This window comes from Paenibacillus sp. FSL R7-0345 (genome assembly GCF_038595055.1).
GTDB lineage: Bacteria > Bacillota > Bacilli > Paenibacillales > Paenibacillaceae > Paenibacillus_AQ.
This window is the reverse complement of sequence record NZ_CP152002.1, coordinates 4380101-4394368: the sequence shown is the minus strand read 5'-3', so window position 1 is coordinate 4394368 and position 14268 is coordinate 4380101. Positions and strand designations below refer to the sequence as shown.

11 protein-coding genes are annotated in these 14268 nt (G+C 55.0%); 8 read left to right on the top strand and 3 right to left on the bottom strand.

From position 1 onward, the window contains the following. Positions 1-81 precede the first annotated feature (81 nt). The 7 genes from NST84_RS18915 to NST84_RS18885 all read left to right on the top strand — a co-directional run bounded on the left by NST84_RS18915 (position 82) and on the right by NST84_RS18885 (position 10863). Positions 82-966, top strand: a complete 885-nt coding sequence (locus NST84_RS18915) for an SMP-30/gluconolactonase/LRE family protein (protein ID WP_342561715.1) — start codon at positions 82-84, stop codon at positions 964-966. Positions 967-2088: 1122 nt separating this feature from the next. Continuing rightward, the gene (locus NST84_RS18910; RefSeq protein ID WP_342561714.1) at positions 2089-3048 is read left to right on the top strand and encodes an ABC transporter permease subunit; all 960 of its coding nucleotides are present in this window, start codon (positions 2089-2091) and stop codon (positions 3046-3048) included. A gap of 13 nt (positions 3049-3061) precedes the next feature. After that, positions 3062-3955 (top strand): carbohydrate ABC transporter permease, encoded by an 894-nt coding sequence (locus tag NST84_RS18905; protein ID WP_342561713.1) that lies wholly within the window; start codon positions 3062-3064, stop codon positions 3953-3955. Between the two features lie 60 nt (positions 3956-4015). Further along, positions 4016-5851: an extracellular solute-binding protein gene (locus tag NST84_RS18900; protein ID WP_342561712.1), complete on the top strand. Its 1836-nt coding sequence runs from the start codon at positions 4016-4018 to the stop codon at positions 5849-5851. A 129-nt stretch (positions 5852-5980) separates the two neighbouring features. After that, positions 5981-7717 (top strand): histidine kinase, encoded by a 1737-nt coding sequence (locus tag NST84_RS18895; RefSeq protein WP_342561711.1) that lies wholly within the window; start codon positions 5981-5983, stop codon positions 7715-7717. After that, positions 7710-9107 carry a response regulator gene (locus NST84_RS18890; protein ID WP_342561710.1) on the top strand — a complete coding sequence of 466 codons (1398 nt, stop codon included), beginning with the start codon at positions 7710-7712 and terminating at the stop codon, positions 9105-9107. Before NST84_RS18895 ends, NST84_RS18890 begins: the two co-directional genes overlap by 8 nt. Positions 9108-9189: 82 nt before the next feature. Then, complete coding sequence (locus NST84_RS18885) at positions 9190-10863, top strand: extracellular solute-binding protein (protein ID WP_342561709.1); 1674 nt, start codon at positions 9190-9192, stop codon at positions 10861-10863. A gap of 569 nt (positions 10864-11432) precedes the next feature. Here NST84_RS18885 and NST84_RS18880 read toward each other — a convergent pair. Further along, a complete protein-coding gene (locus NST84_RS18880; protein WP_342561708.1) occupies positions 11433-12647 on the bottom strand; it encodes an MFS transporter in 1215 nt (404 codons plus the stop codon). Then, a complete protein-coding gene (locus tag NST84_RS18875; RefSeq protein WP_342561707.1) occupies positions 12644-12814 on the bottom strand; it encodes a hypothetical protein in 171 nt (56 codons plus the stop codon). Before NST84_RS18875 ends, NST84_RS18880 begins: the two co-directional genes overlap by 4 nt. A gap of 185 nt (positions 12815-12999) precedes the next feature. On the opposite strand from NST84_RS18875, the gene NST84_RS18870 reads away from it, so the two are divergent. Then, on the top strand, positions 13000-13644 hold the full coding sequence (locus NST84_RS18870) for a DUF1796 family putative cysteine peptidase (protein ID WP_342561706.1): 645 nt from the start codon (positions 13000-13002) through the stop codon (positions 13642-13644). Positions 13645-13777: 133 nt separating this feature from the next. On the opposite strand, the gene NST84_RS18865 is transcribed toward NST84_RS18870, so the two are convergent. Further along, a complete protein-coding gene (locus NST84_RS18865) occupies positions 13778-14206 on the bottom strand; it encodes a MarR family transcriptional regulator (RefSeq protein WP_342561705.1) in 429 nt (142 codons plus the stop codon). Positions 14207-14268 lie beyond the last annotated feature (62 nt).

Here is a 14268-nt window from a genome sequence, read left to right as displayed (position 1 = left end):
GCACATTGGATTCTCCCGGTAATGAAAGGTAGAATAGACGGGAGAATACTAACATCAAGGAAGCTTAGGAGGATGGGGATAATGACCAATCAGGCAGAGCTGGTATTAGACGCAAGGGCGGTGCTGGGTGAAGGTCCGCACTGGAATGACGCAGACAGCAAATTGTATTGGGTTGATATAGAGGGCAGGCAGCTGCGCAGCTATGATCCGGCGACAGGTGATGAGCAGGCGGTTACGTTCGCGCAGAGAATTAGTGCCGCAGTCCCTGGCGCTAATGGCGGCTGGATTCTTGCGCTTCAGGATGGTATCTACAGGTATGACGGCAGCGATCCGGACCAGCTTGAGCAGCTGGCCGAGGTGGAGCCGGAGCTGCCGGGTAACCGGCTGAATGATGCCAAATGTGACAGCGCCGGCAGGCTGTGGTTCGGATCGATGAGCATGGGCTCGGACCGGTCGGCTGGCAGCCTGTATGTGATGGAACGGGACGGCAAGGTGCAGCAGGTACTGAACGGCGTCGGCATTTCCAACGGTCTGGCCTGGGATGACAGCCTCAGCCGCATGTACTACATTGACTCCGTAACCAGAGCGGTAGATGCGCTGGATTATGATCTGGAGTCCGGAAAGGTGAGCAACCGCCGGGCGATTATTCATCTGCCCGAAGGCAGTGATGTCCCTGACGGGATGACGATCGACCGTGAAGGCATGCTCTGGGTCGCCCAGTGGGGCGGCAGCTGCGTGTCGCGCTGGAATCCCCATACCGGGGAGCAGATCGGCAGGGTGGAAGTCCCGGCGCTGAATGTAACCTCATGTACCTTTGGCGGTGAAGACCTGGACGAGCTGTACATCACGACAGCGCGCAACGGGATGAGCGAAGAACAGCTGGAGCGCTGGCCGCTGACAGGCGGGCTGTTCCGGTTCAAGCCGGGCGTGCAGGGGAACGCGGCTAATATTTTCCGGAGTGAATGATGCTGATGTGTATGAGTCGCAGCGGTTGCAGCGTGATGCTGCAACTGATGCGGCATGTAAGCAGTGACAGATACAGTTATTAGCCGGGGGAATAAGTGGACGAGCAGGATGATATGAGCTCCCGGCAAACAAACGCCTTGCAGGAAAACTGTTTTTATGGCTGATTGCCTGCTTGTGCAGCACATGAAGGTAATGTTGCTTGGATGCGTTACCGCCCAGCCTACTATTTACATTGAGCCGGCCGAATAAGTGTATTTGGTGCAACTAAAAATAGTAAGTTGGTGTAAGTGCGCGAGATAACTGCAGTTTGTACAACTAAATCCGGCTAAATCGGGCAAAATGGGCTTTTTACGGTGATATAGTTGTACGGAGTACACTTAAACGGCCGTTAGCTTGAAAATCAGGTGTTTTAAGTGTACAAAATGCAGCTATGTTGTTCATTGAGTGGCGGGAGCGAGTCTTCAGCTGTCTGCTGAGCGGGCTAAGTGGAAAATGGCTAACTAATTTTGGGAAACTTGCCGCATGAGAGAAGGTAGTTGGAAAAACAACACTTAATCCAGCAGTTTTCGTGCCATATGGGCTTTATAGGCTAATCTAAGTGATGATTCTCCAACTAATGTTTAGAAAAGTTGATAATCGGTAGAATGAAGTAGCAAAAATCCAATTAGCTGCCGGAGCGCTACAGTCTGGCGGAGCCATCCAAGTTTAACGGGCGCGCAGGGTGTTGCTCAGCGGCAACGAATCGGTAGGTATGGAGATATGGAACCGGATACATTCTCTCTGCCTAAATTTAATATTGAAAGCAGCCCCTATTTCATTAATAAAATCTTCAGTCAGGCTTCCCGTACAAACGTGGAGCCTTTTTGCGTGCTAAAGGGTATGCGAAAGCTCCACGCTGTGATGATGGTTGCCTCTCCTGCGAAAAGTTACTCTCCTGCGGAAACGGTTCACTCCCCTGTGAAATGTTACTCTCCTGCGAAAACGGTTCACTCCCCTGCGAAAATGGTCCGCAATTTCCGGACGGCTCTCGCTTAACCGGTGGCTGGCCTCTATCCCGGAAAAGCCGATTCATCTGCTACGATGAAAGCGTAAACAAAAATCTGGAGCGTAGGAGATAGAGGCATGGGAGTACCTTCTGGCAAGCTGCAGCACAGCGCCGAGCCGGCCCGCCGGACCCGCGGGACATTGCAGAGCAAGTATAAGCTGTTCCTGATGGCGCTGCCGTTTCTGGTGATTACTTTTATTTTCTATTATCTGCCGGTCAGCGGGTGGATTTACGCCTTCTATGACTTCATACCGGGTATTCCGCTGTCGGATACGCCGTATGTCGGGCTGAAATGGTTCCGGACCATGGTCGAGAATCCGACCCAGACCGCAGAGGTGCTGCGTGTGCTGAAAAATACGGTGGCGATGAGCTCACTCGGGCTGGTCACCTCAGTGTTTCCGGTCATTTTCGCCATTCTGCTGACGGAGATCAAGGCAGGCTGGTACCGCAAAATGGTGCAGACACTGACCACGATCCCGAATTTTATCAGCTGGATTCTCGTCTATGCGCTGGCGTTCTCGCTGTTCTCAGTAGACAACGGCGTCGTGACCCATGTGCTGGTTCAGCTTGGACTGGTGGATGAGGGCTTCAATTTTCTGGCCTCCAGCTCCCATATCTGGCTGACGATGATTGCCTGGTACTGGTGGAAGTCGCTCGGCTGGGGAGCGATCCTCTATCTGGCGGCGATTGCCGGCATTGACCAGGAATTGTATGAGGCGGCAGAGGTGGACGGGGCCAGCCGGTTCCGCAAAATCTGGCATATCACCGTACCGGGACTCATCCCCACCTTCTTCGTGCTGCTGCTGCTCTCGATCGGGAACTTTGTGAACAACGGGATGGAGCAGTACTTCGCTTTCCAGAATGCGATGAACAAGGACACGATTGAGGTGCTGGATTTATATGTGTACAATATCGCGTTTGCCAACAATTTTCCGTTCGCGACAGCCGTCAGCATGCTGAAATCGGTCGTCAGCGTGGCGCTGCTGTTCGCAGCCAACACCTTATCCAAGGTTGTGCGGGATGAATCGATTATTTAAGGGGTGATTCCATTTGCGCAAAAAGCTCAAGCCAGGCGATGCCCTGTTCCAGGGAATCATCTACATGCTGTTCGGCGTGTTCACGCTCAGCTGCATGTATCCGTTCTACTACCTGTTCATTAACACCATCAGCTCCAATGATCTCAGTGCGGCGGGTTACATCAAGTTTTACCCGCGGGATATCCATTTTGACAACTACTCGAAAGTGCTGCGGATCAGCGGGCTGAGCCACGCGGCGCTGGTATCCGTCTACCGGACAGTGGTGGGTACGCTGCTGACCGTCGGCGCTTCGGCTTTTCTCGGCTACCTGTTCACCAAAAAGGAGATGTGGGGCCGTCAGATCTGGTACCGCAGCATTGTCGTCACCATGTATTTCAGCGCTGGACTGATTCCGTGGTACATCACCATGCACAATCTGCATCTGACCAACAACTATCTGGCGTATATTTTGCCGACCATTATTACCCCATTCAATATCATTCTGGTCAAAACCTTTGTTGAGGCGATTCCACCCTCACTCGAGGAGTCAGCCAGCATCGACGGGGCAGGTTATCTGCGGGTATTCTGGAGTATTATCGTTCCGCTGACGACGCCGATTCTGGCGACGATTACGATTTTTTCAGCGGTCAGCCAGTGGAATTCGTTCATCGATACGGCGTTTCTCATGACCGACACCAAATACTTCACGCTGCAGTTTCTGCTCTGGCGCTACCTCAACGAGTCCAGCTCGCTGGCGGCGCTGATCCGCAATTCCCCGGATATGGCGGCCAGTGTGCAGAATATGCAGACGCCGACCTCTGTGCGGATGACGGTGACGATGATTGTTGTGCTGCCGATTCTGATTGTGTATCCGTTTTTTCAGCGCTTTTTTGTCAAAGGCATTATGATCGGCGCGGTCAAAGGCTGAGGAGGCCGCAGCCGGCTTCATGCATGTACAGGTCTATAAACTTTATTAGGGGGTAAAAGTATGAAGTTGAAAAAATTGCCGCTGCTCCTGCTGAGCGCGATTATGGTGTTCGTGCTGGCAGCCTGCGGCGGGGGCAACAATAACGGGGGTAACGCAGGCCCGGCGGAAAGTACAGAAAAGCCTGCGGCAGAGGCCACTGCCGGTACGGAGGCTACGGCTGCGCCGGATGACGGTGCGCTGGATCATTCCAAGCCGCTGAAGCTGACCGTGTTCTCGACAACCGCCAACTATGCCGGGCCGCAGACGGGCTGGTTCGCTAAAGTGATCAAAGATAAATTCAATATCGAGCTGGATATCGTCGCGTCCAATCTGACCGGCGGGGATACGAAAATCTCGGCGATGATGGCTTCCGGCAACCTGGGCGACATCATTGTTTTCGGTGATGACAAAAATCATTATCCGAATGCGATCAAAGGCAAGCTGCTGCTGGACTGGACCCAGGACGGGCTGCTGGACAAATACGGCGCTGACATTGCCAAGCAGTTTCCGAAGGCTATAGAAAAAGCTAAGGTTGCTTTTGGCGGAGGGAATTCGGTTTACGGCATCGGGAACAATGTGGCCTCGAACCCGTCAGGACCTTCCGAGGGCAAGGATATGACCTGGGGACCGGATCTGCGCTGGGATCTGTATCAGCAAATCGGCGCACCTGAGATTAACTCGATCGAGGAGTACCTGCCAGTACTGAAAAAGATGCAGGAGCTGGAGCCGAAGAATGAGCAGGGTAAAAAAACCTATGCCTTCTCGCTCTGGGCGGACTGGGACGGCAATTACAAAATGACGCTGGCGAAGCAGTTCGCCAACATGATGGGCTATGATGAAATTCCGGAGACCGCGATTTTCGTCAAAGCCGATGAAGAGAAATATTACGACTTCCTGTCCGAGGACAGCTGGTATATGAAGTCGCTGAAGCTGTACTACGAGGCCAACCAGATGGGGCTGCTTGATCCGGACTCCCTGACCCAGAAGTTTGATGATGTAGTGGCAAAATATAAAGACGGCCGCCTGTTGTTCTCCTGGTTCCCGTGGCTTGGCGCCGCCAACTATAACACCGCGGAAAGAACGGCTGAAGGAAAAGGCTTCGCCATGGTGCCGTTCAAGGATGAGCTGATGTATTCCACCGGCTTCAACGTATACGGCGGCAACGGCATCATTGCAATCGGAGCCAAAGCAAAGGAACCGGCGCGGATTATGGAATTCCTGAACTGGATGTACACCCCGGAAGGCGCGATGCTCTCGGCAGGCAGCGGGACAGCTGTACCTAACGGGCCGAAAGGACTGACCTGGGATATAGACGCAAACGGCAAGCCGGTCGTAACGGATTTTGGCTGGCAGGCCTACACGGATCAGCAGAACACCCAGGTTCCGGCGGAATACGGCGGCGGGGATTACTACTACGGCTCGAACCAGATGAACTTCTCGTTTGTGGTACCGGCAATGGTCAATCCCGAAACGAATGAGCCGTTTGACCACAATCTGTGGCAGACAACGCTGGAGCGCAACCCGTCCAAGCTGGATAGTGACTGGAGAGCGAAGATGGGCGTGCTGACGCCGAAGGAATATTTTGAGAAAAATAATCTGCTTGCCGTTGCCCCTCAGGGCTTCACCGGTAAAGAGCCGCTGACGATGGACAAAACGCTGGAGCAGAAAAACAAACAGATCGGCACCGTGATCCAGCAGATGTCCTGGAAGATGGTTTTTGCCAAAGATCAGGCTGAATTCGATAAGCTGAACAAGGAAATGCACGATAAGGTGAACGGGCTGGGTTATGCTGAAGTGATGGATTTTTCCATTAAAAAAGCGGAGGAGCTGTTCGAGGCCCGCAAAAGTGTGAAGTAGGTAAAAAGGAGGCAGGGCGGCGCAGCAGCTGTTCTGCCTTATTCTATTCAATCCAGGGTAAATCTGGTATTCTGATCCTATCAGATAAAACGCTTACAGAAAGCGAAGTGGGCTAGCAGAATGCGCAGAATGAAGAACGGGAGCCCCACGCCGGCTGTGAAATCCCTGAGGAGAACACTGGTTATCTATCTGCTGGTTGGTACGCTGCTGCCGCTGCTGATTGTCGGAATCGTATCCTACACCTCTATCTATTCCATTTTGTCCGGTAAAATAGGCAGCGGCATCAGTGCAAGTCTGCGCCAGGAAGCGCTCAGCCTGGAGAATGCCATCGACAATCTGGACTTCGCCTCCAAGCAGTTTGCGCTTGACGGGCAGATTGTGGAGGAAATGTCCTCTTTTCTGCAGGAAAAACAGATTTACCGCAAATCACAGATTATGAATTCCATCAATCAGAAGATCAATCTCGTCAATTTCACCAATCCCTATATCGGCTTGACTGCCTATGTTATGCCCGGCGTCAAGGACCCGGTGCTGTTCACCAACATGAGCATGCGGCGGGGATTCGATACGGGGAAGCTGCCTGCTTTTATGCGCTACAACGGGGCGGATTATTTTGGACCGCACGGGACGATGTACGCTGTCGGCGATAATGTGGTTTTCTCGGAGCAGCGGATTGTCCGGGTGAGCGGCCAGCATGAGCTGTATATTTATCTCGAGACGAACTATAGCCTGCTGCGCAAAATTTTTAATGAACAGGCCTACGGGATGGCGGTGAACCATCTGCTGGTCAATCAGGCGGGGACGTCGACCTATGCGATTGATGGTGAGGTGCCTGACAAGATACTCGCTGCTGCGGGGCTGAGGGGCCGTCCGGCCCATGAGGAGCTGGAGGGCTATCATCTGTTCCGCTACGAGAGCCCGCAGGGCTGGAAGCTGGTGGCTGCCGTCAAAAAATCGGTGTTCAACAGCGAAATCTACGCCTGGTTCTACAAAATGATTCTGCTCGCCCTTTCGACCCTGCTGTTCGCCGGTCTGCTGGCCTGGCTGATCTGGAGGCGGATCTATGGTCCGCTGCGCAAGGTTAACCTGGAGATTATCCGTATGGCCGAGAATGTTACCGCGCCGGTTGCTTTTACGAATGTGGAGGAGTTTGATTTTGTACTGAGCAACTTCCAGCAGATGAAGGACCAGGTCAACGAGCTAATTCAGGCGGTAGCGCGCAATGAGAAGCAGAAAAGCCAGTTTGAGATAGAAAAGCTGCTCAGCCAGATTAACCCGCATTTTTTGCATAATACGCTTAATACGGTGCAGTGGCTGGCCCGGCTGAACGGGCAGAAGGAGATAGACCGGCTGGTTACGCTGCTGGTGAAGGTGCTGCATTATAATCTGGGCAAGCAGAGCCTTATTGTCACGATCGGGGAGGAGATTGAGGCGATCCGCAACTATATGGAGCTGCAGCGAATCCGCTATGATTATGAATTTGAATTCAAGGTGCAGGCGGAGGACGGGGTGCTGGATGCGGCGGTACCAAGGTTCCTGCTTCAGCCGCTGGTGGAAAATTCAATCTACCACGGGCTCAGCGACCACGGGCGGGTGGAGGTCATTATCGCGGGACAGGGGGAAGCTGAAATCCGGCTGTGCGTGCGGGATAACGGTTCCGGGATGAATGAGGCCCAGATCGACGAGCTGCTGTCGGACGACAGTGCCAAAAAGCGCGGGCTCGGAATCGGCTTCGCTTACGTCATGCGGATGCTGCATACCTATTATGGCGGACAAATGCAGCTGCAGATCAAAAGCGGCGAGGGAGAAGGGACGGACATCTCCATTACCATTCCCCGCAAAAGCAAGGAGGACTTCGATGATTAAAGCAATTGTGGTCGATGATGAGCGGCTGGTGCGCAAGGGCTTTATTTCGCTGATTGACTGGCCGTCCTTCGGAGTGGTGATTGTCGGTGAAGCCGGGGACGGCAATGCGGCGCTGGCGCTGCTCCGTGAGCAGGAGGCCGATCTGCTGTTCGTGGATATTACGATGCCGGGCATGTCCGGCTTTGAGCTGATCAGGCAGGTGAGGCAGCAGTTTCCGGCTATCCGCTGTGTTGTGCTGACCTGCCATCATGAGTTCGACTATGTGCAGGAAGCGCTGCGGCTGGGAGCTGTCGATTATATTGTTAAAACGCTGCTCGAGGTGGAGAACGCCGATGAGACAATCAGCCGGCTGGTCGAGCGGGTAAGGTGGGAGGACACCGCGCGGGAATCTCTCAGCCGGAGGGATGGTGCGGCCGGCCTGGCTGCGGACAGGGCGCTGCTCCTGGTGCCGCTGAAGGGGCAGGAGAGCGAAGAGGAGCTGTTCCAGCTCCCCCTGGCGAAGAATCAGCCGATGATTGCCCTGCAGGGGCAGTGGATTGTACCGCTGCAGAGCCGGCTGAGTGGTGAGGGGCTCCAGCGTGAGCTGGCTGCCCTGCCGGCAGGGCGCTGGCAGGCCGCGCTGGTCAGCGGGCTGCAGGGCAGGCCGTGCCGGGAGCTGGAGCAGGTGCTGGGCAAGGCGGCGCGCCTGGCGCTGTTCTATTACGGCGGCGCGGAGTTGCCGCCGAAGCTAGAGTTCGCGGAGCTTGCGCTGGCAGCGGAGGGAGCGGCCGGGGAGGAGCTGTTTCCGGCGTCGGGGCATCAGCTCAGATGGGCGCTTGAGCGGGGAGACTGGGACAGCTTCACTGCGGAAGTGCTGCTGCGCCGGCCTGCTCCTGAAGTGATAGCGGACTTCGGGCATTCGCTGCTGGAGAGCTGGAGCCCGCTATTGCTGAGTCCGGCAGAGGCTGCTGAGCTTGAGGCTGCTATTAGCGGCAACGTGGACTGGTGCAGCTGGAAGCAGTGGCTCCGGGAGTTCGCCGGGCATGTCCAGCGGCGGATGATCGAGCTCGGACTGAGCAAAGAGGTCATGTTCTGCCTGATCCGTGCTGTCCTGTACATGAAGCAGAACGCCGGCCTCAAAATCAACCAGGGCGATGTAGCGGCCCATATCAATATGAGCCGGGGGTACTTCAGCCAGTGCTTTGCCCGCTTGGCGGGGGAGAGCTTCGGCGAGGTGCTGCGCGGGATGCGGCTGGAGCTGGCCAAGGCGCTGCTGCTGGAGACCGCTCATCCGGTGCATGAGATCGCCTGCCGCTCAGGCTTTGAGGACGACCGGTACTTCAGCAGGCTGTTCCGGGAACGGGTTGGCCGGCTGCCTAGCGAATACCGCGCGCAAGGAGAGAAGCTGTGAAGAAGGGTTGTACGCCTGCTTGTTCATGCTGGCCCGCTACTGGCCGGCTGCCATGCCGTTGCCGTGCAGAAAGGATGGGGCTATGAAACATGGCTTAAGGTTCGTGCTTGTTTTACTGGCGGCGCTCATGCTGCAGGGCTGCAGCGGCGACCGGCCCGGTCCGGATGCAGAGACTCCGGTGACAGATGCTGCCGAAGCTGCTGCTTACGGCAGATATGAGCAGCCGGTTACGATGCGGATCGGCTTCAAGGTGCCTGATGCCAGGCTGAATAACGGGGACAGTAACGACAATAATCCGATCTCCCGTTATCTGGAGAGCCGGACGAATATCAGGGTCATCCATTCCTGGGAGGCAAAGGGCGAGGAGCCGTATACGCAAAAAGCCCAGCTGGCCATCGACAGCAACGACCTGCCGGATGCGATGGTCGTTGACCGGGATCAGCTGAAAAAGCTGATGGACAGCGGGATGATTGCCGATCTTACAGACGTCCTCGGGCAGTACGGCTCCGAGCTGATCAAAGATATGTACGACTCAACCGGGGGCCGCGCACTGGAAGATGCCTCACGCGGCGGCAGGCTGTACGGCCTGCCGAATGTGGCGATCCGGGCCGATTCCCCGATGCTGCTGTGGGTCCGCCAAGACTGGCTGGACCGGTTGGAGCTTCCGGGTCCGTCTACCTTCGGGGATATTGAACGGATTGCCAAGGCGTTCACCCAGCAGGACCCTGACGGAAACGGCAAGCGTGATACCACCGGTCTCAGCGCCTACAAAAATATCATCTACGGGGCGAAGCCGCATATCAACGGGCTGGATGCTGTATTCAGCGCGTTCCACTCTTTTCCGACCAATTGGATCAAGGACAGCTGCGGCTCGATTGTTTACGGATCTATTACCCCTGAGACGAAGGCCGCACTCGGCAAGCTCGCTGACTGGTATAAGCAGGGGCTGATTGATCCCGGCTTTGCCCTGTACAAAGAGACCCAGGAGCCGATCATCGCCGGGCAGTCCGGGATGTTCTTCGGCCCGTGGTGGATGCCGTATTATCCGCTGTCCGAAGCGGTAGCCGCCGATACCCGGGCGGAGTGGAGGGCTTTTGCGGCTCCGCTTGATGAGAGCGGCAAGTTCGTTGCCCATATGGCAGCGCCGACGGACCGCTATCTCGTGGTCCGCAAGGACTACGAGCACCCCGAGGCTGTAGTGAAGCTGCTGAACGTGTTCACCCGGCTGGAGAGAAGACGTGACCCGAACACCGCAGAGGTCAAAGCGCTCGACGACTTCTCGGCGGAGACGGGCATCCAGCCGCGCGCCTATTATCCGTTCGACCTGCTGATCGACTACAGCGATGCAATTGAGCAGCACTATACGGATGTCCAGCAGGCGCTGCACGGCAAGATCGATCCGGAGCTGCTCGACCCGGACACCAGGCTCCTCTATGACCGCTGGATTGCGGAAGAAGAGCAGCCCAAGAAGAATCTTGAAGGCTGGAAAGCTACTAACGCGTATAAATACGGGGCAGCTGTCCTGACCTCAACCGCAATTGAAGAAGTGGAAAGCGTATTCTACGGCAGCACCCCCAGCATGCCGGCCGTGTGGCCGAAGCTGCAGACGCTCGAGAGCGAGACCTTTCTGAACATCATCGTCGGCGAGACGCCGCTGAGCGCATTCGATGAGTTTGTTCAGGAATGGAAGCGCCTGGGCGGGGAACGGATTACGCAGGAGGTGACAGCGGCGGTTAACAGGGATGCTGGTAGATGATGAGGATGGGGAGGCTAGCCGTCCAATACTGCCCCGTTGCTGACCCGCCACTGGCCGCCGTTACCCCGAGTTGACCTAACACCGACTCGGAGCTGCCCGAGAGTAACTCAGCAGCAACTCAGCACTACCCGGCACCACTACAACACACTAAGCTAACGGACACCAGCGCCCTTATCTTGCAGTAAAACTGCTATTTCTGCCGTTAACGGACCGAAGTGACTTTATTTGCGTTCGCTGCGCCCCAAAACGGGCTTTTCTTCCATAATAACGGTGCTGGAGTCCGTTAGACTGCGGAAATGCCCGTTTTTCTTTCTTTAACGTCATCTGAGTCCGTTAGACCATACAGTACTGAATCAAAAGTGAGCATCAGGCAGCGGGATAGCCCGAAGCGAGGGGATTTGGGCAGGTTACAGCCTCTCCTCCTTCTGCGCCGAGCTACCAGTCCCCAGTGCTGCACTCCTCCGATGCTGCTGCTCCCAATCAAAAAGGCCGGAATCCTCCGCTCAGGAGATTCCGGCCTTTTTCTGATATTCGTTCCACCAGCATGCACTGCTAAGCAAATATAATTGCTATGCAGCAGAAGTATCACTCTTAGCTGAACCAGAGGCTTTACCTCTAGTTGATACATAGCTGAACCAGGCACCGGCCAAAGCCAGAATGGCCAGGACTGCAGACAGCCAGGGAATTGAGGTCAGTCCGAACGAATTAATTGCAGCTCCGCCAAGATAAGCTCCGGCCGCATTGCCCAGATTGAGTGCAGAGTGGCTGGAGGTGGTAGCTAACAGCGGAGCTTTATGCGCCAGATTCATAATCCGCAGCTGGATGCCCGGCATAATGCCGAATGCAGCAATCCCCCAGAAGAAAATGTTAATGACCGCAAGTACAGGATGCTGCATCGTTACAGTCAGCAGGGAGATGACCACTGCCAGCACGGCAAAGTTGACCATCAGCGAGGGCATCAGCTTCCAGTCAGCCAGCTTGCCGCCGGCAATATTGCCGGCAGTTACGCCGACTCCGAACAGGACCAGAATCCAGGTCACGCTCTGCTCGGCAAAGCCTGTGATGTCCGTCAGCATAGGCGTGATGTAAGTGAACAGAGAGAATAGGCTTCCGCATCCGAGTGCTCCGGTAAGCAGAATCAGCAGCACCTGCGGATTAAGAAGGCCCCGCACCTGTTCGCGCAGGTTCGCAGTTTCCTGCTGCACAATAACCGGAATAAACCGGATGATGCCGAATAATGAGATGATTCCGAGTACCGTAATGGCACCGAAGGAAGCCCGCCAGCCGAGCTGCTGGCCTATAAAGGTTCCAAACGGCACGCCGATGATATTGGCAACGGTCAGACCGGCCAGGACCACGGATACTGCACCGGCACGTTTGTCCGGATGTACCAGTCTGGCGGCGATAATCGTTCCAACGCCAAGGAATGTACCGTGAGCGAATGCGGTGAGTACCCGCGCAGTAATCAGCAGCAGATAGGTAGGCGCGATAACGGATATGGCATTGCCGGCGATGAAGATGCACATTAGGATGACCAGCAGCTTTTTCTGCGGCAGCTTATGGGTGAACACGGTGAGGATCGGCGCACCGATGGCCACACCAAGCGCATAGCTGGTGATCAGCTGGCCGGCTTGCGGGATGCTTACGCCAAGATCATTTGCGACATTGGGAAGCAGGCCCATGATGATGAACTCGGTCATGCCGATGGCAAAAGCACCGAGAGTGAGGCACAGCAGAGACAGCGGAAAACGGCTGCCGGCCTGTTTGGACGTGTTCTTTTTCATGAGGCCCGCCCGTCTCTGCTCCCGGGGGAGGTTTCGGACCATTTTTCAAAAAAATCTACCCGTTCCTTGGAGCCGGAGTCCAGTGCAAGCTCTGCACAGGTCAGCTCAGTGGCGGAATTCGTGCTGCCGCAGGCACGGAATTGATCTTTTACTCTGGCAATAGACACAGCTGACACTCCTATATTGAATATTCATGAATTACAATGTTCTTTCATGCGTTTTCATGTTGTCTTACATTTTAACTGTTTTTAGCGGTTTGGGCAAAAGAAAACTGACGGGTCACCACCATCCAAGCCGTTTAGCCAGCAGATGCATTTAATATGGAGATATAACATCTAATGGGGTGAGGCAGATGGATATAAATGAAATCAAGGGAACGTACGACTGCATCGTCAGCCTGGGCAGCTCCTGTGAACCGGCGGCTCATTTGCGCAGAAAGGGGCTAAGAACCTTTTCTTCTCCGCTTGATTGGGTTGTTTCGTTATCACTTACGGATGTGAACAGGCTTCTCAGCAGCCGTTTTGCAGGTTATATGGAGCTGGAGAATATGTCGCCGATTGATGGTAATGATGTATTTGTGGAGAATGAAGTGGTTATGCCGGTCAAATCATATTTTATAAAAGATTTTCATTACAATGTAATCTCAGTTCATGATTTCCCTGTGCTGGACGGGCAGGAGTGGAGCGCGGTCTATCCCGGCTTCAAAAGCAAAATCGAGATGCGCAGCCAGCGTCTTCTGGATCAGCTGGCCGTCAGCCGCAGGACATTATTCATCCGCTGGGGCAGCACGTACGAGGAAGCCGCCGCGCTTCAACAGTCGCTAATGCCTCTGACCGGCGGAGCGTTTCTGATTCTGATTGTCAACGGGGTCGACGGGCTGGAAAGCGTGGTCAACAACGGCTGGGGCTACCCGGGCATTTGCTCGCTCAGCATTCCGAACCGGGCAGGGGATAACGTTACCTGGGACTATATTCTCGACGGCATCAGTCTGATGTAAGCAGCGGTAGCAGAATTTAGAGGGGAAAATGCTCTTGATTCCGCCCAGGCAGGCCGAATACCTAAAGGAAAGACAAAAAGGCCTCTCATTCCGCCCGGTACGGCTAAACGGGCCAAATGAGAGGCATATTGTGTTACAGCAGTTTTTCGGTAGTCGAGATGACCTTCTGGAGCAGGGCTACGAGCATGTCGGCCTCCTCACCGGTCAGATCGGCAGTCATTCTGGCATTATGCTCATCCAGTATCGACTGGAATTCAGGGGCAAAAGCCAGTGCCTTGGGCGTAGGGTACAAATGGGACGAGCGCCGGTCTTTGGGATCGGGCTGCCGTTCAATGTATCCCAGCTGCTCCAGGTGCTTGACCGAGCGGGCGGTGGTCGCTTTATCAAATTTCATTTCATTGGTCATCTGGTCCTGGGTAATCCCGGGATTGCCGAGAATCAGCTTGAGGAAGCTGTGCTGTCCGCCGCTGCCCAGCCCGTAAGGCTGAAGCTCCCTGCTTAGTATTTTGGTATTCTGGCGCTGCAGATAGGTGATCAGCTTGCCGACGGGTTCTTTTTTCACTACGGACACCTCTTTGGATTAATGCGGCTGAACATTCTGACCGAACATTTTCGCCTTTGCCA